At 71.5% G+C, this 19857-nt stretch carries 20 protein-coding genes; 12 read left to right on the top strand and 8 right to left on the bottom strand.

Annotated features, from left to right (window positions below; genetic code table 11):
- The first annotated feature begins 54 nt into the window (after positions 1-54).
- The 5 genes from OWR29_RS13890 to OWR29_RS13870 are packed head-to-tail and all read left to right on the top strand — an operon-like array spanning position 55 to position 5107.
- Positions 55-366, top strand: coding sequence for a (2Fe-2S)-binding protein (locus OWR29_RS13890; protein WP_267563163.1), 312 nt, complete (start codon positions 55-57; stop codon positions 364-366).
- The gene (locus tag OWR29_RS13885; protein WP_267563162.1) at positions 363-1757 is read left to right on the top strand and encodes an NAD(P)/FAD-dependent oxidoreductase; all 1395 of its coding nucleotides are present in this window, start codon (positions 363-365) and stop codon (positions 1755-1757) included. The genes OWR29_RS13890 and OWR29_RS13885 overlap by 4 nt, the downstream gene beginning before the upstream one ends.
- Positions 1754-2656 (top strand): dihydrodipicolinate synthase family protein, encoded by a 903-nt coding sequence (locus tag OWR29_RS13880; RefSeq protein ID WP_267563161.1) that lies wholly within the window; start codon positions 1754-1756, stop codon positions 2654-2656. Before OWR29_RS13885 ends, OWR29_RS13880 begins: the two co-directional genes overlap by 4 nt.
- Before the next feature lies 1 nt (position 2657).
- Positions 2658-3659, top strand: a complete 1002-nt coding sequence (locus OWR29_RS13875; RefSeq protein WP_267563160.1) for a proline racemase family protein — start codon at positions 2658-2660, stop codon at positions 3657-3659.
- Positions 3660-3670: 11 nt separating this feature from the next.
- Positions 3671-5107: an aldehyde dehydrogenase (NADP(+)) gene (locus OWR29_RS13870; RefSeq protein ID WP_267563159.1), complete on the top strand. Its 1437-nt coding sequence runs from the start codon at positions 3671-3673 to the stop codon at positions 5105-5107.
- Here the strand turns inward: OWR29_RS13870 and OWR29_RS13865 are convergent.
- On the bottom strand, positions 5104-5847 hold the full coding sequence (locus tag OWR29_RS13865) for an AraC family transcriptional regulator (protein ID WP_267563158.1): 744 nt from the start codon (positions 5845-5847) through the stop codon (positions 5104-5106). The genes OWR29_RS13870 and OWR29_RS13865 overlap by 4 nt on opposite strands.
- 54 nt (positions 5848-5901) lie before the next feature.
- On the opposite strand from OWR29_RS13865, the gene OWR29_RS13860 reads away from it, so the two are divergent.
- Complete coding sequence (locus OWR29_RS13860; protein WP_267563157.1) at positions 5902-7035, top strand: MFS transporter; 1134 nt, start codon at positions 5902-5904, stop codon at positions 7033-7035.
- On the opposite strand, the gene OWR29_RS13855 is transcribed toward OWR29_RS13860, so the two are convergent.
- A complete protein-coding gene (locus OWR29_RS13855) occupies positions 7019-7189 on the bottom strand; it encodes a hypothetical protein (protein WP_267563156.1) in 171 nt (56 codons plus the stop codon). The genes OWR29_RS13860 and OWR29_RS13855 overlap by 17 nt on opposite strands.
- Positions 7190-7555: 366 nt before the next feature.
- On the opposite strand from OWR29_RS13855, the gene OWR29_RS13850 reads away from it, so the two are divergent.
- Together OWR29_RS13850 and OWR29_RS13845 are read left to right on the top strand one after the other, a co-directional pair.
- Entirely contained in the window at positions 7556-8098 is a 543-nt protein-coding gene (locus OWR29_RS13850) for a hypothetical protein (protein WP_267563155.1), read from the top strand.
- 126 nt (positions 8099-8224) lie between these two features.
- Positions 8225-8836 carry a hypothetical protein gene (locus tag OWR29_RS13845; RefSeq protein WP_267563154.1) on the top strand — a complete coding sequence of 204 codons (612 nt, stop codon included), beginning with the start codon at positions 8225-8227 and terminating at the stop codon, positions 8834-8836.
- On the opposite strand, the gene OWR29_RS13840 is transcribed toward OWR29_RS13845, so the two are convergent.
- Entirely contained in the window at positions 8837-9370 is a 534-nt protein-coding gene (locus tag OWR29_RS13840; protein WP_267563153.1) for a hypothetical protein, read from the bottom strand.
- Between the two features lie 20 nt (positions 9371-9390).
- Positions 9391-10311 carry a LysR family transcriptional regulator gene (locus tag OWR29_RS13835; RefSeq protein ID WP_267563152.1) on the bottom strand — a complete coding sequence of 307 codons (921 nt, stop codon included), beginning with the start codon at positions 10309-10311 and terminating at the stop codon, positions 9391-9393.
- Positions 10312-10382: 71 nt separating this feature from the next.
- Here OWR29_RS13835 and OWR29_RS13830 point away from each other — a divergent pair, with 71 nt between their 5' ends.
- Together OWR29_RS13830 and OWR29_RS13825 are read left to right on the top strand one after the other, a co-directional pair.
- Complete coding sequence (locus tag OWR29_RS13830; protein ID WP_267563151.1) at positions 10383-11198, top strand: SDR family NAD(P)-dependent oxidoreductase; 816 nt, start codon at positions 10383-10385, stop codon at positions 11196-11198.
- A gap of 123 nt (positions 11199-11321) precedes the next feature.
- Positions 11322-12128 carry a peptidase inhibitor family I36 protein gene (locus OWR29_RS13825; protein ID WP_267563150.1) on the top strand — a complete coding sequence of 269 codons (807 nt, stop codon included), beginning with the start codon at positions 11322-11324 and terminating at the stop codon, positions 12126-12128.
- A 55-nt stretch (positions 12129-12183) separates the two neighbouring features.
- On the opposite strand, the gene OWR29_RS13820 is transcribed toward OWR29_RS13825, so the two are convergent.
- Positions 12184-13845 (bottom strand): hydantoinase B/oxoprolinase family protein, encoded by a 1662-nt coding sequence (locus OWR29_RS13820; protein WP_267563149.1) that lies wholly within the window; start codon positions 13843-13845, stop codon positions 12184-12186.
- Positions 13842-15896 (bottom strand): hydantoinase/oxoprolinase family protein, encoded by a 2055-nt coding sequence (locus tag OWR29_RS13815; protein WP_267563148.1) that lies wholly within the window; start codon positions 15894-15896, stop codon positions 13842-13844. Before OWR29_RS13815 ends, OWR29_RS13820 begins: the two co-directional genes overlap by 4 nt.
- 173 nt (positions 15897-16069) lie before the next feature.
- Between OWR29_RS13815 and OWR29_RS13810 the strand changes: the two genes are divergently transcribed.
- Entirely contained in the window at positions 16070-17413 is a 1344-nt protein-coding gene (locus tag OWR29_RS13810; RefSeq protein ID WP_267563147.1) for a M17 family metallopeptidase, read from the top strand.
- A 198-nt stretch (positions 17414-17611) separates the two neighbouring features.
- Here the strand turns inward: OWR29_RS13810 and OWR29_RS13805 are convergent, their stop codons facing one another.
- Positions 17612-18526 (bottom strand): hypothetical protein, encoded by a 915-nt coding sequence (locus tag OWR29_RS13805; protein ID WP_267563146.1) that lies wholly within the window; start codon positions 18524-18526, stop codon positions 17612-17614.
- A complete protein-coding gene (locus OWR29_RS13800) occupies positions 18523-19056 on the bottom strand; it encodes an RNA polymerase sigma factor (protein WP_267563145.1) in 534 nt (177 codons plus the stop codon). The genes OWR29_RS13805 and OWR29_RS13800 overlap by 4 nt, the downstream gene beginning before the upstream one ends.
- A 151-nt stretch (positions 19057-19207) precedes the next feature.
- On the opposite strand from OWR29_RS13800, the gene OWR29_RS13795 reads away from it, so the two are divergent.
- Positions 19208-19843, top strand: coding sequence for a lytic polysaccharide monooxygenase auxiliary activity family 9 protein (locus tag OWR29_RS13795; protein WP_267563144.1), 636 nt, complete (start codon positions 19208-19210; stop codon positions 19841-19843).
- Positions 19844-19857: the final 14 nt, after the last annotated feature.

Below are 19857 nucleotides of genomic sequence, written 5' to 3'. Positions count from 1 at the left end.
GTTCCGCAGGTAAGAGCTCTCGTCAGCGGCTGTAGTGTGTGACATACTACTGGCGTGACAACGACCGGACCGGCTGGCCTGGAACCGCACCGCGACCCGGTGCGGCCGAGGCCGGCGGCGTCGATCACGCTGGTTGTCGACGGGGTGCCGGTGCCGGGCGTGGACGGGCAGACGGTTGCCGGGGTGCTGATGGGGGCCGGGCGGCTCACCTGGCGCACCACCCGCCACGGGCGGCCGCGCGGCGTCTTCTGCGGCATCGGCGTCTGCCACGACTGCCTGGTCACCGTGAACGGGCTGCCCGATGTGCGCGCCTGCCAGCGCCGGGCGGCCGACGGCGACACCATCTCGACCGAGGAGCAGGCATGACCGTCGAGACGCCTGACGTCCTTGTCGTCGGGGCCGGGCCGGCCGGGCTGGCCGCCGCCGACGCCGCCCGGAAAGCCGGCGCTCAGGTGGTGCTGCTCGACGCGGCGGGCGACGCGGGCGGGCAGTACTGGCGGCACCTTCCGGCTCAGCGGCCGGCCGCCGACGAGCGGATTCTGCACCACGGCTGGGATCGCTTCACCGCCCTGCGCGGCCAGGAGGTGCTGACCGACGCGCAGGTCTGGCTGGCCGAGCGCCACGACGACCGCCCGCCCACGCTGCATGTGCTCGTCGGGCCGGCGGACGGGCGTGACCGCGTACGAAGGACCTTCGCTCCGAAAGCTCTGGTTCTGGCCACCGGCGCGTACGAGCGGACCCTGCCCTTCCCGGGCTGGGATCTGCCGGGCGTCTTCACCGCGGGCGCCGCTCAGGCCCTGGCCAAGGCCGAGCGCATCGCCGTCGGGCGCCGGGTGCTGGTCGCCGGGGCCGGTCCGTTCCTGCTTCCGGTGGCTTCGAGCCTTCTGCGTACGGGCGCCGGGGTGGTCGCCGTGCTCGAGGCCAACGGCTGGCCGCGTCTGGCCAAGGCGTGGAGCCGCCGCCCCGCCGAACTGCTCGCCACCCGGCACAAGGCGGGCGAGCTGGCCGGTTACCTCCGTGATCTGGCCCGCCACCGCATCCCCTACCGCGCGGCCACCGCCGTCGTCGCCGCGCACGGCACCGACCGCGTCACCTCGGTCACCGTCGCGCGGCTCGACGACCGATGGGCGCCCATCTCCGGCACCGCTCGAGAGGTGGCGGTCGACGCCGTCTGTGTCAGCCACGGCTTCGTGCCGCGGGTCGAGCTGGCCGTGTCGGCCGGGTGCGGGCTCGACGCGTACGGCGCCGTGGTGACCGACCACGACGGACGCACCACCGTCCCGGGGGTCTACGCGGCCGGCGAGATCACCGGCATCGGCGGCGCCGATCTGGCCCTGGCCGAGGGTGTCGTGGCCGGGCTCGCCGCCGCCGGGGGCTCCGCCTCGGAAGTGCAACGCCGGCAGCGTACGGAAAATCAGCGTTTCGCCACCCGCCTCGAGGCCGCCCACGGCATCCGGCCCGGCTGGACCGGCTGGCTCGGCGACGACACGCTCGTCTGCCGCTGCGAGGAAGTCACCGCGGGCGACCTGCGCGCCGGGGCCGAGGCCACCGGTTCGCGCGGCCTGCGCTCGCTCAAGCTCAGCACCCGCGCCGGCCTGGGCGTCTGCCAGGGCCGCGTCTGCGGGCGCACCGTCGAAGAACTCTTGCACCGCCACACCGGCGGCCTGCTCGATCCCGGACGAACCGAGAGCCGCCCCCTCGCGGCGTTCGTCCGGCTGGGCGAGCTGGCCGCCGCCGAAGAGAAGGAGCCCCTGTGACCACCGACCTGCGCGGCGTTGTCGTCGCCACCGCCCTGCCGTACAAGGAAGACCCGTCCGCCCCGGCCGGGCTGGCCGTCGACTTCGACAAGTACGCCGAGCACGTCGACTGGCTGATGAGCAACGGCTGCCACGGCGTCGGCCCGAACGGCTCGCTCGGCGAGTACTCGTCGCTGACCGACGAGGAGCGCCGCCGGGTGGTGCAGGTGGCCGTCGAGGCGGTGGCCGGCCGCGGCAAGGTCATCGCCGGCGTGCACGGGCCGGGTTGGCACCAGGCCAAGCACTGGGCCGAGATCGCCGGTGAGGACGGCGCCGACGGCGTTCTCGCCCTGCCGCCGACGATGTACCGGGCCAGCGACAGCCAGGTCGTCGAGCACTACACCCGGATCGCCGAGGCCGGGCTGCCCATCATGATCTACAACAACCCGTTCGACACCAAGGTCGACCTGGTGCCGTCGCTGGTGGCCGAGATCGCGCAGATCCCCCAGGTGGTCGCGATCAAGGAGTTCAGCGGGGACGTGCGGCGGCTGTTCGAGATCCGCGAGAAGTGCGACCTCGACGTGATCGCGGGCGCCGACGACGTGCTGTTCGAGCTGATGGTCGACGGCGCGGTGGGCTGGTTCGCGGGCTTCCCCAACGTCTTCCCGGCCGAGTCGCGGCGGCTCTACGACCTCATGCTGGCCGGGAAGGTGTCCGACGCCCGCGAGCTGTACCAGCACCTGGTGGCGGTGTTCCGCTGGGATTCCCGGACGGAGTTCGTGCAGGCCATCAAGCTCAGCATGGATCTCATCGGCCGGTACGGCGGCCCGTGCCGCCCGCCGCGCGGCCCGCTCACCCCCGAGCACCGGGCCCAGGTCGAGGCCGAGACCAAGCGGGCCGTCGAAGCGCTGGGACGCTGACGTGCGCGCCTCGCGGATGTTCACCGCCGTCGACTCGCACACCGAGGGCATGCCGACCCGGGTCGTCACCGCGGGCCTCGGCACCATCCCCGGGGCGACCATGAACGAGCGGCGCCTGCACTTCATCGAGCACCTGGACGACATCCGGCTGCTGCTGATGAACGAGCCGCGCGGGCACTCGGCGATGAGCGGCGCGATCCTGCAGCCGCCCACCCGCCCCGACGCGGACTTCGGCGTCGTCTACATCGAGGTGTCGGGCTGCCTGCCCATGTGCGGGCACGGCACCATCGGGGTGGCCACCGTACTGGTCGAGACCGGCATGGTGGCGGTGACCGAGCCCGTCACCACCATCCGGCTGGACACCCCGGCCGGGCTCGTCGTGGCGACGGTTCAGGTGAAGGACGGGCATGCCGACTCGGTGACGTTGGAGAACGTTCCCGCGTACGCGGAACGCCTCGACGCCACGATCGAGGTGCCAGGCCTCGGCGCGGTGCCGTACAGCCTGGCTTTCGGCGGCAACTTCTACGCCATGGTCGACCTCGAGGCGGTCGGGCTGCCGTTCGACCGGGCGCGGCAACGCGACATCCTCGACGCCGGGCTGGCCATCATGGACGCCATCAACACGCAGGACCCGCCCAAGCACCCGCTCATCGACGGCGTCGACCACTGCCACCACGTCGAGTTCATCGCGCCCGGCTCCGACGCCCGGCTCTCCCGCCACGCCATGGCCATCTACCCCGGCTGGTTCGACCGTTCCCCCTGCGGCACCGGCACGTCGGCCCGCATGGCCGAGCTGTGGGCCCGCGGCGAACTGGCCGTCGGCGCCGACTTCGTCAACGAGTCGTTCATCGGCAGCCGTTTCACCGGCCGCCTCATCGGGGAGACGACAGTGGCCGGGCGTCCCGCCGTCGTTCCCACCATCACCGGCCGGGCCTGGGTGACCGGCCTCGGGCAGTATCTGCTCGACCCGTCCGACCCGTACCCGACCGGCTTCGCTTTCTGAGGTGTTCTCGCATGGAATCTGAACTCGCCGCCGCCACTGCGGCCGCTCCCGTCCTGGCCGAGATGGCTCCCCGCCAGCGGGCCGAGGCTTTGGTCGCCGCCGCCGACGCGCTGCTGGCCGCCGCCGACGAACTCGTCCCGCTGGCCATGGAGGAGACCGGTCTGGCCGAGCCTCGCCTGCGCGGCGAAATCAAGCGGACGGCGGTGCAACTCAAGCTGTTCGCCGACGTCGCGGCGGCGGGCGAGTTCCTTGACGTACGCCTGGACGCCCCCGATCCCGAATTCGTGCTCGGCCCCCGGCCCGACCTGCGCCGCTACCTGGTTCCGCTGGGCCCGGTGCTCAACTTCGCGGCCAGCAACTTCCCGTTCGCCTTCTCGGTGGCCGGCGGCGACACCGCCTCGGCCCTGGCCGCCGGCTGCCCGGTCGTGGTCAAGGCGCACCCCGGTCACCCGCGCCTCTCCGACCGCACGGCGCAGATCGTCGGCGCCGCGCTGCCGGCGGGCGCGCTGACCGTCATCCACGGCCAGGACGAGGGGGTGGCCGCGCTGCGCGACGAGCGCATCGCCGCCGCCAGCTTCACCGGCTCGCTGGCCGGCGGCCGGGCCCTGGCCGAGATCGCCGCCGCCCGGCCGCGCCCCATCCCGTTCTACGGCGAGCTGGGCAGCCTGAACCCGGTCGTGGTCACCCCGGCCGCGCTGGCCGAGCGGGCCGCCGGAATCGCGGAAGGCTTCGCGGCCAGCGTCTCCGGTTCGGCCGGCCAGCTGTGCACCAAGCCGGGCCTGCTGTTCGTCCCCGACGAGTTCGCGTCCTCGGCCGCGGAGGCGTTCCAGTCGGTGGCCCCGCACCCGTTGCTGCACCCGGGAATCGTCGACGGCTACACCCACCGCCGCACCGAGATCCTGCAGACGGCCGGCGTGACAGTCACGGTCGAGGGCGCGGTGACCGACGACGGTGTGACGCCCACCCTCGTCGAGACCGACCTGGCCACCCTGCTCAAGCACCGCGACACCCTGCTGCAGGAGGCGTTCGGCCCCCTGTCGATCGTCGTGCGCTACACCCCCGGCGAGCCCCTGGGCGCGGCGCTGATCGACCTGATCGAGGGCTCGCTGACGGCCGGCCTGCACATCGGCTCGGCCGAGGACTCCCCCTGGCTGCACGAGTTGGTCACCGACCTGCAGGCGCTGTCCGGCCGGGTGCTGTTCAACGGCTGGCCCACCGGCGTGGCCGTGACCCCGGCCATGCAGCACGGCGGCCCGTTCCCGGCCACCACCAACCCGACCACCACCTCGGTCGGCACGGCCTCGATCGGCCGCTTCCTGCGCCCGGTGGTCTATCAGGACTGCCCGCAGTTCCTGCTGCCCCTCCCGCTGCGCGACGACAACCCGTGGAACGTCCCGCAGCACCACTCCCCGGCCGGCGAATCCGCCGCCTGGGGTTCGCTCGCCTAGTTCCTGGGGTGGGCGCCGGGAGTGTGGCCGAAGGTGCGGCGGAAGACGTCGATGAACGCGCTGGCCGACGACCAGCCGCACCGGTGGGCCACCGCGGTCACCGGCGTCCGCCCGGCCAGCAGGATCAGCGCCTGGTGCAGCCGCACCTGGGTGCGCCACTGCGGATAGCTCAGGCCCAGATCGCGGCGGAACAGCCGGGACAGGGTGCGATCGCTGGCGCCGACCTCGCGGCCGAGGTCGGCCAGCGTACGGTTGGCGCCCGGGTCGGCCTGCACCAGGGCGCACACCGCCCGTAGCAGAGGATCGGCGGGCGCCGGCACGTGCAACGGCTGCTGCGGAGAGGCCCGCACCTGGTCGAGCAGCACGGCCCGCAAACGGTCGCGCTCCGGGCTCTCCGTCCCGGGCTCGCGGGTGTATTCGATGATCAGCTCGCGCAGCAGCGGCGGCACCAGCAGCACGGTCGGGGCGCCGAGGCCGAGCGGGTTGCTGGTGGCCGGCAGCCCCACCAGGTGAAGTTCGAGTTCGCCGTACGCGCGGTGGGCGTGAACCGTGCCGGCCGGGACCCAGATCGCCCGGGTGCCCGGCGTGACCCACGACCCCGCCTCGGTCGTCACGCTCAGCACGCCCCGGGCCGCGTAGACGATCTGGTGGTCGTCGTGCCGATGCGCGTCGATCCCGGCCCCGGAGGCCAGCCACTGGCTGCGGGTCGGGGCCACCGTCACGTGGCGGATTTCCGGCATCGTCTGTCACGTTATCGGAAGCCGGACAGGGGCCACGCCCGCGACGATCGGGCTGTGCGCAAGAAGACCTCCATCGCGCTGCTCTCGGCCGGCCACGCCTGCGTCGACGTCTACCAGGGCGCGGTCGCGGCGCTGGTGCCGCTGTTCGTGGCCGAGCGCGCCTACACGTACGCCGCCGCATCCGGCATCGTGCTGGCCGCGTCGCTGCTGTCGTCGGTCGCGCAGCCATTGTTCGGCGTCCTCACCGACCGCTTCGCGATGCCGTGGCTGCTGCCGGTCAGCACGCTGCTGAGCGGGGCCGGCATCGCGCTGAGCGGGCTGAGCGGCCACTACGCCCTCACCCTGGTTTTCGTGGCGCTGGCCGGGATCGGCGTGGCCGCCTACCACCCCGAGTCGGCGCGGCTCGCCCGCGAAGCCAGCGCCGGCAGCCACACCGCCATGGCCTGGTTCTCGACCGGCGGCAACATCGGGTTCGCGCTGGCGCCCTTGCTGGTCGCCGCCCTCAGTGGACTGAACCGGACCCCGCTGCTCCTGATCCCGGCGCTGGCCGGCGCCGCCGCGGCACTGCCCGTGCTGCACGCTCTGCGTCCTAAGGGTTCTACTGCGAAGACCTCGACGGCCGGACGCGACGACATCCCCTCGTTCCTGCGGCTGACCGTCGCGGTGGTGTTCCGGTCGATCACCTTCGTCGGGCTCAGCACCTTCATCGCCCTGTACGCCCAGCAGCGCCTCGACGGCAGCCCCGCCGCGGGAACCGCCGCCCTGTTCGTGCTCTACCTCGGCGGCGTCGGCGGCTCCCTGCTGGGCGGCTCGGCCGCCGACCGGTGGGGCCGCGTCGCGGTGTCCCGCTGGGCGTACGCGATGGCCGTCCTCGCCGTGGCCGGCGTCGTCTGGGCGCCCGGCCCGGCCCTCTACCTGTTCGTGGCGCTGACCTCGGCCGGCCTCTACGTCCCGTTCTCGCTGCAGATCACCCTCGGCCAGGACTTTCTGCCCAGCCGGGTCGGCACCGCGAGCGGCATCACCCTGGGCCTGACCGTCAGCATCGGCGGCCTGGCCGGCCCGGCCATCGGCGCCCTGGCCGACGCGACCTCGCTGCGCACCGCGCTCACGCCGCTGATCCTCATGCCGGCCGTGAGCTGGCTGATGTTCCGGACCCTGCGCGACCCCGGCGCTAGAACGGCAGCGTGACGCTGATCCGCCCGGTGCGCAGGAAGTTGTCGACCTCGAAGTCGGTCAGCTTCTCGCCGTTGGGCGCCCGCCACGGGAAGAGCCCGGCCGGCTTCTTGACGTACCAGCGGTCGAGCGTTTCATCGTGGGCGGTCGTGCCGTCCGGCATGTCCACGGACCTGAGGGTGGCGGTCAACTCAAAGCTCCTAGATAGCGAATGGGAACGTCCGGCCGCGCCGGCACTTTCCCCGGACTCGACGCTAACCATCGCGGGCAGCCGCCCGACCCGATATAACCCAGACGTCACCCTCCCGGCGGACCCGTTGCCGCCATCGCGGAAACCCGGCGCGGACGGATTCGCGTGATCGGAGTGACCTCGCTCTCGCCTTCGGCTGTCGCAGCGACTTCGGCCCGCTTTCGATTCGGACTGAAGCGAGATGACAAATGCCCGGTCGAGCGCTTTGCGCCCCCATCAATATCGCCTTATCGGTCGACCGGCGCTCGGGTGATCGGCTGCCTTACCGACCATTAGCCTGCCCGCATGCGCAAAACCGTTCTGCTTGTTGTCACCGCGGCCCTCATCGGCTCGGCCGCCGGCTGTGGCGGCGACTCGACCACGACGCCGCAGGCGCCGGCCACGCCGGCGACTCACCAGGAAGCGGTGCAGACGACCGCCCCGCCGGCGGTCGCGCGCAAGCCGCTGACGGCCGAGGCGATCGTCAAGAAATTGCAGACGGCCAAGCTCGGGCTCACCCATGGCGTCGCTCAAACGGAGGACACCGATCCCAACAACCTGCTCGGCCGGCCCAACGGTTACGCCACGCGCGCCTCGGCCGAGCTGCCTGGCGGCGACAAGGCCGGCGAGAAGTACTCGGTCGACCGGGGCCTGGTCGTCGAGGTCTTCGACACCGCGGACCTGGCCCAGCGACGCAGCGATTACATCAAGGGCCTGCAGGCGGAGAGCCCGATCCTGGGCACCGAGTGGCATTACCGCACTGCCGACGGGACCGGGCTCGTGCGGGTCAGCGGCAATGTCAAACCGTCACTGGCGAAGAAGATCGAGGCTGCGGTAGCGAACCTCTGACGGCCGGCCGGCCGGACGTCGTCGCCACCAACAACCACCTCGCTGGTAGCGTGACCGGCCCCGGGGAGGTCGAGCGTGGTTAATGCCGTTGTGGAGCGTCCGGCCCGAAAGGTAGTAGGGGCCGCGGTGGCGCTCGGCTTGCTGGCGTTCGCGGCCGACAGCGTGGAGGGCATGGCCGGGCAGGTCGTGATCACTCTGGTCAGCAGCGGTTTCGCCTGGGGGACGGCGGCGTTGCTGATGGGGCGGACGGCCGCCGACCGCCGCGGGGCGGTGGTGGACGCGACCGTGCTGCTGACGTCGGCCACCCTCGTCTACTACCTGTTGATCCTCGTGCTCAGCCGGCGCTGGAGTGGCGGCATGCTCTTCGACGGGTCCCCGGCGGACTGGCACGGACTGCGGTCGGTGGCGCTCATGACCGCGGCCTGGCTGGTGGTGTCGGCCGTCGCCGGACCGTCGTTCGGGCTGCTGGGCCATCTGACCCGCACGGCGCGGACGCCGACCGCCGCGCTGGCCGCGGGGGCCGCCTGCGGGTTGCTGTCAGGCCAGGCCTGGCAGCATTTCCCGACCCCTTGGCTACCTGGAGCCGTCCTGCCACTCGTCGTGCTGGCCTGGCTCGCCACCGTCCACCGCCTGTGGCGGGCCTGGCCCGTTCTGCTCGGCGCGACGGTCGCCGCCACGACGCTGAGCGCCCTGTTCTGGGAAGGGCTCCGCCTCGCCGAGCTGCGTCTTGCCGGGTAGTCAGCTCAGCGTGAAACGGACGTCGTCGACGTCGAAGGCGGCCACGCCGTTACCGGCGGTTTCGCTGGCGTAGAAGATGACGGTGGCGGATCGTTCGGTGGCTGCGGTTCCGGTCGAACCGCTGTACTGGTACCAGTCGGGCGAGCCGTCGGAGCGCAGCGCGAAGTAGGTCTTGGGCGGCACCCCGGTCACCACGAAGCTCACGTTCATCGAGTCGGTGACGCTCGTGTCGGTGGCTGTGGTGCGTACCCAGAATTTGACCGTCAGATTGCAGTTCGCGGGCACCGTCACGGTGGTGCGCAGCGAGTCGGTGTGGGTGACGTCGAGCCCGGCCAGGCTGGCGTAGGCGCGGCCGTTGTGGGCGTCGCCGAGCACGACGATGCGGGGGCCGGCCGTCCAGCCCGTGGTGCCGCGCTCGAATCCAGGGTTGGGGTGGATCTGGCCGGAGCACGGCTCGGCGGCGCGTTGCTCCTGAGCGTAGGCGGGGCTCCCCGTGGTGAGAAGCAGGACGGTGGCGGCGACGAGTGCTCTCATGAATCCAAAGGTATCGATTCCTATCGCGGTCCGCTGCCCCGTTCGGCGACGGCTCGCGCCTCCTTGGCCAAGGCCGCGCGTACGGCGTTCGCGGGCCCGCCCAGCGCGCCGATCCGGGCGAGCAGCAACCGGCGCCCCGTCCACTCCGGATCGTCGACCTCGAGGCTGACGACGCCTTCGGGCAGCGCACCCGCGGCGAGTGCCGGCACCGTCGTCACCCCGATCCCGGCGGCCACGAACCCGAGCCGGGTCGACCAGTCGGCCAGCTCGGCCACCACCCGCGGCCGCGCCAAGGTCGGCCACGCCCCGAACTGCGGCTCCCCGCGCGCGCCGCGCCCCGCGATCCAGTCCTCGCCGGCCAACTCGGTCACCGGCACCGGCTCGGAAGCGCGTGCGAGCCGATGCTGCCGCGCGACCGCGAGCAGCAGCGGCCCGGACGGCAACGGCTCCACCTCGACGCCGGTCAGATCCCATTCCGGCAGCCCTTCACCGGACGACAGCAACGCCAGATCGAGCCGCCCGGCCCGCAACCGCCGGATCTGCACGGGCGTCGACGATTCCTGGAAGTCGATCGCCACCGACGGGTGCTCGGCTCGGACCCGGGCGATCGCCCGCGGCACGAGTCGCATGGCCGTGGTCGGGAAGCCGCCGAGCGCCACCCGCCCGCCCAGCGGCGCCGCCAGGTCGTCCAGTTCGCGCTGCGCCGCGTCGTACTGGTCGAGGATCGACGCCGCCCGCGCCGCCAGCCGGTGGCCGGCCTCGGTCGGTTCGACCCCGCGCGGCCCCCGCCGCAGCAACTGCACACCCGCGGCGGCTTCCAGCGTGCCGATCTGCTTGGAGAGCGCCGACTGCGTGAAGCCGAGCCGTTCGGACGCGGCGGTCAGCGAGCCGGTCTCGAGCACAGCGCGCAGTGCGCGCAGCAGTTGCGGATGAACATCCATGCCATCAAGGAATACCTGACTTTACGATCATTCGCTGGTGGCATACCGGGATCGCGGCCAGACTCGATGGCATGAGCAAAATCTGGTTCGTCACCGGTTCGTCGAGCGGCTTCGGGCGCCTGTGGGCCGAGGCCGCTCTGAAGCGCGGCGACCGCGTGGTCGCCACCGCCCGTACCACCAAGAAGCTGGACGACCTGGTCGAGCGCTTCCCCGAGACGGTGCTGCCGCTCGAGCTGGACGTCACCGACCGCGAGGCCGTGTTCGAGGCGGTCGAGCGCGCGGCGCAACGCTTCGGCCGCCTCGACGTCGTGGTCAACAACGCCGGCTACGGCCACGTCGGCATGGTCGAGGAGGTGACCGAGCGTGAGCTGCGCGAGCAGCTCGAGACCAACTTCTTCGGCGCCGTCTGGGTCACCCAAGCCGTGCTGCCGGTCCTGCGCCGCCAGGGCGCCGGGCATCTGCTGCAGGTGACCAGCGAGGGCGGCGTCCGCGCGTACCCCGGCTTCGGCGCCTACCACGCCTCGAAGTGGGCGGTCGAGGGCCTGACCGAGGCGCTGGCGCAAGAGGTCGAGGACTTCGGCATCCGCGTCACCTGCGTCGAGCCCGGCCCGTTCGCCACCGATTTCGCCGCGCGGGGCCTCAAATCAAGTCAAGAGCTTCCCGCGTACGACGGCACGCGCGCGACGAAATCGCCGGAGTTCCGCATCGGCGACCCCGACGCCACTGTCCCCGCGATCCTCACTCTCGTCGACCACCCGAACCCGCCCCGCCGCCTCATCCTGGGCGACGTCTTGCCCGAGGTCGAAGCCATCTACGAGTCCCGCTTGCAGACCTGGCGCGAGTGGCAGGAGGTGTCGCTCCGCGCCTTCGGAACCCCTGCGGAGTAAAGGCGGAGATCACCGTAAATGCCTGTTCGCCGGTTCGGCGCACGATCATTGCTCCATCGTGGATCATCGATTAGCGTGATCGCGGGATCCCTGATCTTGTGCTGCTACCGAAACGAGGGCGGAATGCCGCACCGATTCAGGCAAATTTTCAGCGCTCTTGCCGTCGTTGCCCTGGTGTTGCTGGGCACCGTATCCGGCGCCAATCCGGCCCAGGCCGCAACGGCCTGCCCGAACAACTTCTTCTGTCTCTACCACTGGGTCGACCAGGGGGGTGGTCGTTGGCAGATCGAGAACGACGGCATCCTCGAGGACAAGTGCGTGAATCTGAACGGCAGCCGGTACACCGACGGCGATGTCGTCGCCGGGACGTCGGCGAGCCTCATCAACAACACCAACAGCGACGACTCGATCAACAACATCGTTCTGTACTCGAATTCCAATTGCACCGGCTCCAACACCGAGCAGTGGAACGAGACGGAACTCGACTCCGGTCACTACCGGGCGCTCAATCTGAACGACATCGGCTGGTACCACGAGGTCCGCAGCATGAAGTTCAAGACGGGCTTGACCGGCTCGCTGGATGCGGGCACGGCCCAGGCCGCGGTCGACCTCGACTGCTTGAGCGGAATCCTCTGCCTGTACGACTGGGTGGGCTGGGAACACGGCAAATGGCAGACGAATGTCAATAACTGGCCCACCGGCACCTGCTGGAATCTGTCGGGCAGCACGTTCAACAACGGAACCACTGTGAACAATTCAGCGACCAGTTTCGCGGACAACGCCGCCGGCACAGGCAAAAGGTTGACCGTGTACGACTGGGAGAATTGCGACGACGGCGCCGGCAAGTTCACGATCAATCTCGGTCTGCATCAGCAGGTTCCGAACATGGGCATCTGGTTCGAGCGGGTCAGCAGCATCAGAATTCAGTAAATGGCGGCCGGGCCCGGGGCGACGCTGCCCCGGGCCCAGCTTTCACCGAACCGCCTCAGGCGCCGATGCCGTAGCGGTTGCGGGCCGCCTCGGCCGTGATGTTGCGGTCGAGCACGTCGGCCCGCACGTCGTCGGCCGCGCGCTCGGTCGGGTCGCCGTAGCCGCCACCGCCGCCGGTCGCGCAGCGCACCACGTCGCCCTTCTTCAGCGGCATCCCGTTGATCTTCAGGATCCGCCGCTCGTCCTCGCGGCCCGGATTGATGATCACCTCGGGGCCGACCGCGTCCTCGCCGCCGAACAACCCCCAGGCCGGCTGCCGCGAGCGCTCGAACCACAGCGACACGGTCAGGTCGGTCTGCGCCTCGTACTCGCGGATCACGCCGTTGCCGCCGCGCCACTTGCCCGAGCCGCCGGAGTCGGGCCGGATCCGGTACTCGTTGATCCGCCACGGGTAGCGGGTCTCGTGCACCTCGATCGGGATGTCCTTGAGCGACCCGTTCACGTTGTTGATCAGCGCGCTCTCACCGTCCGAGCCGTTCCAGCCGCCCCAGCCGCCCACGGTGGCCTCGAGGCTGACGAACTCGCGCTTGACCCGCGGGTCGGTGCCGGCGGACAGGATGATCATGGAGTCGCCGTGGCTGGCCCCGGCCACCTGGTCGGGCAGGGCCGGGGCGAGCGCCCGGGCCACCATGTCGATCAGCAGGCCGAGGTGCGAGAAGTACCACTGGCAGGCGGCCGGCGACCTCGCGCCGAGCACCGAGCCCTCGCGCACCTGGGTGGTCATCGAGCGGAACGAGCCGCCGTTGCCCGGCAGGTCGGGGCTGACCAGCAGCTTGTAGCCGACCCGGAGCGCCGACACGGCCTGCGAGACGCCGCAGTTGACCGGGCCCACCGTCTGGTCGGCCGACTCGGTCACGTCGAAGTCGATCTCCTCGCCGGACACCGTGATCCGCAGCCGGATCGGCACCGGGGTGTCGAGGTCGACGCCGTCGTTGTCGAGCACACCCTCGGCGCTGTAGACGCCGTCCGGGATCTTCGCGATGACCGCGCGCTCCAGCAGTTCGGTCTGGTGGAAGATCTCGTCGCGCGCCTGCTCCAGAGTGCTCAGCCCGAAACGCCGTACGATCTCTTGCAGTCGCCGTTCGCCCATCTGGATGCACGCCATCATCGCGTGCATGTCGCCGGTGGTCGGGTACGGGAACCGTACGTTCGTCGCGATCGTGTCGGTGACCGAGCGCTCCTCGACGCCGCCCGAGACCAGCTTCTGCGGCCCGAGGCGCAGGCCTTCCTGGAAGATGTTGACCGAGTCCATCGAGCCGCCCGGGTCCTTCGAGCCCACGTCGATCCAGTGCGCCCGCGAGGCGGTGAACCCGACCAGCGTCTCGTCGACGAAGACCGGGCCGAAGATGGTGACGTCGTTGAGGTGGGTGCCGCCCAGGTAGCTGTCGTTGAGGATCCACACGTCGCCCGGCTGCCACACCTCACGGCCGAACCGCTCCTCGGTGGCCAGCGTGCACGTCTCCAGGTTGCCCAGGAAGATCGGCAGGCCGGCCGACTGGCCCAGCACCTGGTGGTCGGCGTCGAGCAGGGCGACCACGCAGTCGCCGCACTCGTAGATGATCGGGGTGTAGGCCGAGCGGATCAGCGTGGCGTTCATGTCGTCCGCAGCGGCGTTGAGCGCGTTGCGGATGATCTCGACGGTTACCGGGTCGATCACAGGGTGTCCCCTTCACTGACGATGCGGATGACCAGCGAGCCGATCTCGTCGACGCGCACCGTGTAGCCGGGCGGCACGACGGTGGTCGCGGTGTCCTCGATGACGACGGCCGGTCCGGCGAAGGTGTGGCCGACGAACAGGTCGTCCCGGCGTACGACGATGGTCTGCTGCGGCGAACCGTCGAAGATCACGGACCGCACCTCGTGATCGAAGTCCGATTTCTCCATGCGAGGCCACTGCTGCGGTGACGGCCGGCCCAGATCACCGAAGGCCGCGGTGCGCAGAGCCACGAACTCGATCGGCGCCCCCAGGTTGGCGTGCCCGTACCGGGATTTGTGCAGGTCGGCGAACCGCTGCGCCACATCGGCCAGGAACGTCTCCCCCAGCGGCTCGTCGGCGCCGGTCAGCGGCACGGTCAGCGTGTACTCCTGGGCCGCGTAGCGGATGTCGACCGCGTGCGAGGCGTGCCGCGCGTCCCCCGCCACCCCCTCGTGGCCGAGCCCGTCCAGCCCGTCCTTCTCCAGGCGGGCCAGCTGCGCGGCCATGTCGGCCGGGTCCAGGTCCTGGTCGAGGAAGAAGTACGGCTCGGTGTAGTCCTGCCGGATCTGGGTCTGCAGCATGCCCCAGGCCGAGAACGCGCCCGGGAACCGCGGCACCACGGTCTCGGCGATGCCCAGCTCGCGAGCCAGGAACACCGCGTGCATAGGGCCCGCCCCGCCGAACGCCACAAGGGCCGAGTCGCGCGGCTCGATGCCCCGCGACACCGTGATGGTGCGGATCGCCTGCGCCATCTTGGAGTTGGCGACGTCGCAGATGCCCTCGGCCATCGACGTGGTGGTCATGCCGAACACCTCGGCCAGCCCGTCGACCGCCTTCTCGGCCGCGCCGACGTCGAGCGTCATCTGCCCACCGGCGAAGCCGTCCGGGTCGATGCGGCCCAGCACCAGGTTGGCGTCGGTCACCGTGGGTTCCGTCCCGCCGCGGTTGTAGCAGGCCGGACCGGGCCGGGCGCCGGCCGAGCGCGGACCCACCCGCAGGCCGCCGGCCTCGGCCCAGGCCACCGAGCCGCCGCCGGCCCCCACGGTGTGGATGTTGACCACGCTCATCAGCATCGGCAGACCCTCGAGCTGGGCCTCGGCCGACACGTCGGGCTCGCCGTCGACGATCAGCGACACGTCGAAGCTGGTGCCGCCCATGTCGACGCCGATCAGGTGCGGGCGGCCGGTCTGCCGGGACAGCTCGGCGCAGGCGATCGCGCCGCCGACCGGGCCCGACAGAAGCGTCTGCAGCGGGCGGCGGCGGGCCGACTCCGCGGTCAGGATGCCGCCGGACGACTGCATGACGTGCAGCGGCACGCGCAGCCCCCGGTCGTCGAGGCGGCCCTCCAGGTCGAGCAGATAATTGCGGACGATCGGCCCGGTGTACGCCTCGACGACAGCTGACGAGGTGCGCTCGTACTCGCGCCACTCCTTGGCCGCCTCGTGCGAGACCGACACCGTGACGTCGTCGCCCAGCTCCTCCTGCAGGATCTCGCGGGCCCGCAGCTCGTGGGCCGGGTTCTTGTAGCTGAACAGGAAGGCCACCGCGATCGCGCCGTGTCCGCCGGCGCGGGCCGTGCGAGCGGCGGCGCGTACGGCGTCCTCGTCGAGCGGCGTGAGCTCGGAGCCGTCGGCGGCGATCCGGCCGCCGATGCCGAGCACGTCGCGCCGGGGCACCAGCGGCGTCGGCTTGCGGTAGTGCAGGTCGTACAGCCGGGTCCGGGGTCCGCGGGCGATGTGGTACGTGTCCTCGAGCCCGGCCGTGCCCAGCAGCAGCACAGGCACGCCGCGACGCTCGAGGAAAGCGTTGAGCCCCTGCGTGGTGCCGTGCACGAGGAAGTCGATGCCGGCCGGCTCGTCGACCACCGCGTCCAGGCCGGCCAGCACGCCCTCGCTGAGATCGCCGGGCGTGGTCGAGGCCTTGGTCGCCGCGAACGCCCCGCTCCGCTGGTCGTACGTCACGACATCGGTGAACGTGCCACCGATGTCCATCGCGACTCGATACCGCCCCATGTGATCTCCCTCGCGTGCAGGCCGGTCAGGTAAGGCGCAAGTTAGGGGGCGGCGGTGGGCGGGGAGTGTGCGGACGGCATAGCGCCCGGGCGGCCGCAGGTGCGGCGCGCACGATCGGCTTCCCGGCGCCTCCGGGAGGATGGCCGGACACCGGTGACCCCCTGGGAGGCTCTGTGACCAGCAGCGACAAGCGGGACCGGGCGGCCGAGATCGCGGCCGCCGCCGACGCCGTGGTGACCGGAACGGGACCGGTGATTGTCGATGCCGGAAAAGCGGACCGCCGCATCGAGTTCGTCCCCTCGGCGCCCGTGAGCGGCTGGTCGGTGGCCGACGGCACAGCGGTGGACGGCGACACGCTTCTGGTCGAACTGGGCGACGCCCCGACCGTCGAGACGGCCCGCCGGGTCGCCATTGCCGCCGGGGCTCGGCTGAGCGGCGGTCCGGTCGCGGTCTCGGCGCCGCCCGCGCTGATCGAGCCGATCATCGACGGGCTGATCACCGCCGCCCCGCCCGGCAACGAGGTCACCCTGCTCGTCGACGAAAGTCAACTGCCTTCCGCCGTACGCGGTCAGTTGGCGGCGGACGTCGCCCGGTTGGCCCGCCTGCTGGTGAGCGCGCCGGCCAACCTGCTCACCCCGAGCGCGGCGGCCGCCTGGGCCACCCGGATCGCGGACAACGCGGGACTGAGTTGCACGGTGCTCGGGCCGGACGAGGTGCGGGCGCAGGGCTTCGGCGCGCTCGCGGCGATCGGCGGCGGGTCCTCGGACGGCCCGTACCTGGTCACGTTGGACCACCTGCCGGAAGCTGGTGGTCCGGAGGTCGCGCTGGTGGGCAAGGGGATCACCTTCGACAGCGGCGGCCTGTCGCTCAAGTCGCCCGCGGCGATGCAGAGCATGCGGCTGGACGTGGCCGGCGCGGCCACGGTGCTGGCGGTGATGGCCGGCCTGCGCCGCGCGGGCTGCACGGTGCCCGTACGCGCGGTGCTGCCCTTCGCCGAGAATCTGCCCGGTCCCGGCGCCGCCCGCCCCGGCGACGTGGTCACCGCCTGGAACGGCACCGAGATCCAGATCCTGGACACCGACTTCGAGGGCCGCGTCATCCTGGCCGACGCCCTGGCCCTGGCCGCCGATTCCGAGCCGGGCCTGCTGATCGACCTGGCCACCCTGACCTACCAGGCCGAGATCGCGCTGGGCCCCGAGATAGCCGCCGTCCTGGCCCGCGACGACGAGGCCGCCACCCGCCTGCTGGCCGCGGGCGCCCGCTCCGGCGAGCCCCTGTGGCGCCTGCCCTACGACGAGCGCTACCTGAACCAGGTCAGGACCGCTTCCGGCGTACGCAACCACCCCCTGCACGATTCCGGCCGGGCGATCACAGCCGCCCTGTTCCTGGGCGAGTTCGTCCCCCGCACCGTCCCTTGGGTCCACTGCGACATGACCGGCCCCGCCTGGTCCGGCAACGCCTCCATCGACGGCGCCACCGGCTTCGGCGCCCGCACGCTGCTCGCCCTGCTGACCTGACACGCGCCGCACTCTTCGAGCCGCGGCTTTGATAGGTGCCGCGCCGCTGACCAGAGCCGCGCCGATGGCCTCGCCGCGACGCCGATCTGAGCCGCGCCGCTGACCAGAGCCGCGCCGCGACCCACGCCGCTGAGCAAGGCCGCGCCGATGGGCAGCGCGCTGGTCTGCGCCGGCCGGTGAGCCGCGTCGCGGGTCCGGTCAGGGGTGCTGGGTCGCGAAGATTTCGGACGGCTTGAAGCTGCGGGTCTTGCCGTCGGCGTCCACGACGATCTTGACGCCGTCGGCCTTACCTCCCTCGGCTCCCGGCCACCAAGCCGCCCACCAGCCGTTCTTCAGGCTCGCGCGCACCTTCGTGCCGTCCGGCAGCTCGATCTCGACCTTCTCGACGCCGGCCCCGGCCCGCCCGATGAGGCTGGAGTACCACCCCTGGCTGCCCTCGGTCGCGCCCATCGAGTCATTGAGCACCCGACCGGCGGCCGGAGGCTCGGCCGACGTGTCGAGCAGGTCGCCGCCGGCCGGACCCTGGGCCGGGTCGAGCACGAAACAGCTGGTCAGTTCCGCGCCGTTCTTCACCAGCAGCAAGGTCGCGGTGCCGCGCCGCTCGGAGAGCACGATGTCAGCCGCGGTCGGCGCGGGCCGCCCGTCGCTCCAGCCGGCCGCGCACTGCCTCGCCTGGGCCAGGGCGTCGGCGTCGGGCACGGCCTTCGGGGTGGCCGTCCAGGCGTACGCCCGGTTGCCGTCCTCGCCCGGCACGAACTGCACGGCAGCCACCGCGACCGTCGCCGCAACAGCCAGTGCCGCGCCGCTGAACACCAGCCGCCGTCCGACCGGCCGGCGCGCCGAACCCGAGACGAACCGTGCCGTCTCGCGAGGACCGGCGGGACGGGCCGTCTCGCGAAGACCGGCGGGACGGGCCGCGAAGACGAGACGCATCCTCTCGCGGAGGCCGGCGGAGGCTATCTTTCGCCGCTCGACGTGCGACGTCGGGACAAGACGCATTGTCTCGTCGAGGGCGGCGGTGGCTCGGGCGCGGCGCTCCGGGGTGGGTTCGAAGTCGCGCATCGGGTCGAGGGCGGCCAATTGGTCCAGCTCGTTCAGGCTCGGCCTGCTCATGCTTCGCTCCAGGTTTTCAGGGGGGAAGTGGGTTCGGTGGCCGGCTCCAGAGCGGCGCGCAGTCGGTGCCGGGCTCGGTTGAGGCGCATGCGGAACGTGGCGCGGCGGCAGCCCAGCACGGCCGCCGCCTGGACGTCGGTGAGGCCGTCGAAGGCGACCAGCGCCAGCACCTCGCGGTCGGCCGCGCTCAGCTGCCACCACGCGCGTACGAGGTCGATGCGGGTCTCGACGCCGGGCGACCGGTCGGCCTCGACGGTGCTGAGGTCGGCCACCATGCGGACGTCGACGGCGCCGCGGCGCAGCCGGGAGCGGGCCTGGTTGGCCAGGATGTTGCGGGCGATGCCGAACAGCCAGGGCCTCGCGTCGCCGGGCAGTTCGCCGAGGCGCCGCCACGCGATGAGGAAGGCGGCCGACACGACGTCGTCGGCGTCGTCGTCCGGGATCCGCCGCTTCACGAAGCGCAGCAGATCGGTGTAGGTGGCCGCGTGCAGGGCGCGGAAGCGCTGCTCGGCGGCGTCGTCGCGGTTCACACCCTCTACCTGTCGTCGGACGGCCCAGTGTCACACCCCGATCTGAAGAAACCCGGCTTGAATAGACAACCGTTGATATTTCGGCACATCGGTGCGACCCTCGATGGGAGCGCTCCCAATCCCCCGATCCCCGAACAACGGAGGAGACACCGTGCGATCTCGAATCACTCAGGTGCTCGTCGTGCTGCTCGCCCTGACGGCCGGCCTGCTGCCCTCGGCCGGCGCCGCTCACGCCCACGGCACCGTGGTCGGCCCCGCGACCCGCGCCTACCAGTGCTGGCAGGCCTGGGGCAGCCAGCACACCAACCCGGCCATGCAGCAGCAGGACCCGATGTGCTGGCAGGCGTTCCAGGCCAACCCGGACACCATGTGGAACTGGATGAGCGCCCTGCGCGACGGGCTCGGCGGCCAGTTCCAGGCCCGTACGCCCGATGGGCAGTTGTGCAGCAACGGCCTGACCCGCAACAACAGCCTGAACCGCCCCGGCGCCTGGCGCACGACCAACCTGGGCCGCAACTTCACGGTCAACATGTACGACCAGGCCAGTCACGGCGCCGACTACTTCCGGGTCTACGTGAGCAAGCAGGGGTTCAACCCGGCCACCCAGAGCCTGGGCTGGGGCAACCTCGACTTCATCACCCAGACCGGCCGCTACGCCCCGGCCCAGAACATCTCGTTCAACGTCTCGACCTCGGGCTACACCGGCCACCACATCCTGTTCGTCATCTGGCAGGCCTCCCACCAGGACCAGGCCTACATGTGGTGCAGCGACGTCACCTTCACCTGAACCGGCGAGGCGAA

The sequence above is a fragment of the Paractinoplanes pyxinae genome (assembly GCF_026626335.1).
In the GTDB taxonomy this organism is placed as follows: Bacteria; Actinomycetota; Actinomycetes; order Mycobacteriales; family Micromonosporaceae; genus Actinoplanes; species Actinoplanes pyxinae.
This window is presented reverse-complemented; position numbering and strand designations above follow the sequence as displayed.

Bases quoted from the DNA above. Each gene is read 5' to 3' on its own strand.
- OWR29_RS13885 (WP_267563162.1), top strand. From the start codon at position 363: ATGACCGTCGAGACGCCTGACGTCCTTGTCGTCGGGGCCGGGCCGGCC.
- OWR29_RS13870 (WP_267563159.1), top strand. From the start codon at position 3,671: ATGGAATCTGAACTCGCCGCCGCCACTGCGGCCGCTCCCGTCCTGGCC.
- OWR29_RS13865 (WP_267563158.1), bottom strand. From the start codon at position 5,847: ATGCCGGAAATCCGCCACGTGACGGTGGCCCCGACCCGCAGCCAGTGG.
- OWR29_RS13850 (WP_267563155.1), top strand. From the start codon at position 7,556: ATGCGCAAAACCGTTCTGCTTGTTGTCACCGCGGCCCTCATCGGCTCG.
- OWR29_RS13840 (WP_267563153.1), bottom strand. From the start codon at position 9,370: ATGAGAGCACTCGTCGCCGCCACCGTCCTGCTTCTCACCACGGGGAGC.
- OWR29_RS13835 (WP_267563152.1), bottom strand. From the start codon at position 10,311: ATGGATGTTCATCCGCAACTGCTGCGCGCACTGCGCGCTGTGCTCGAG.
- OWR29_RS13830 (WP_267563151.1), top strand. From the start codon at position 10,383: ATGAGCAAAATCTGGTTCGTCACCGGTTCGTCGAGCGGCTTCGGGCGC.
- OWR29_RS13825 (WP_267563150.1), top strand. From the start codon at position 11,322: ATGCCGCACCGATTCAGGCAAATTTTCAGCGCTCTTGCCGTCGTTGCC.
- OWR29_RS13815 (WP_267563148.1), bottom strand. From the start codon at position 15,896: ATGGGGCGGTATCGAGTCGCGATGGACATCGGTGGCACGTTCACCGAT.
- OWR29_RS13805 (WP_267563146.1), bottom strand. From the start codon at position 18,526: ATGAGCAGGCCGAGCCTGAACGAGCTGGACCAATTGGCCGCCCTCGAC.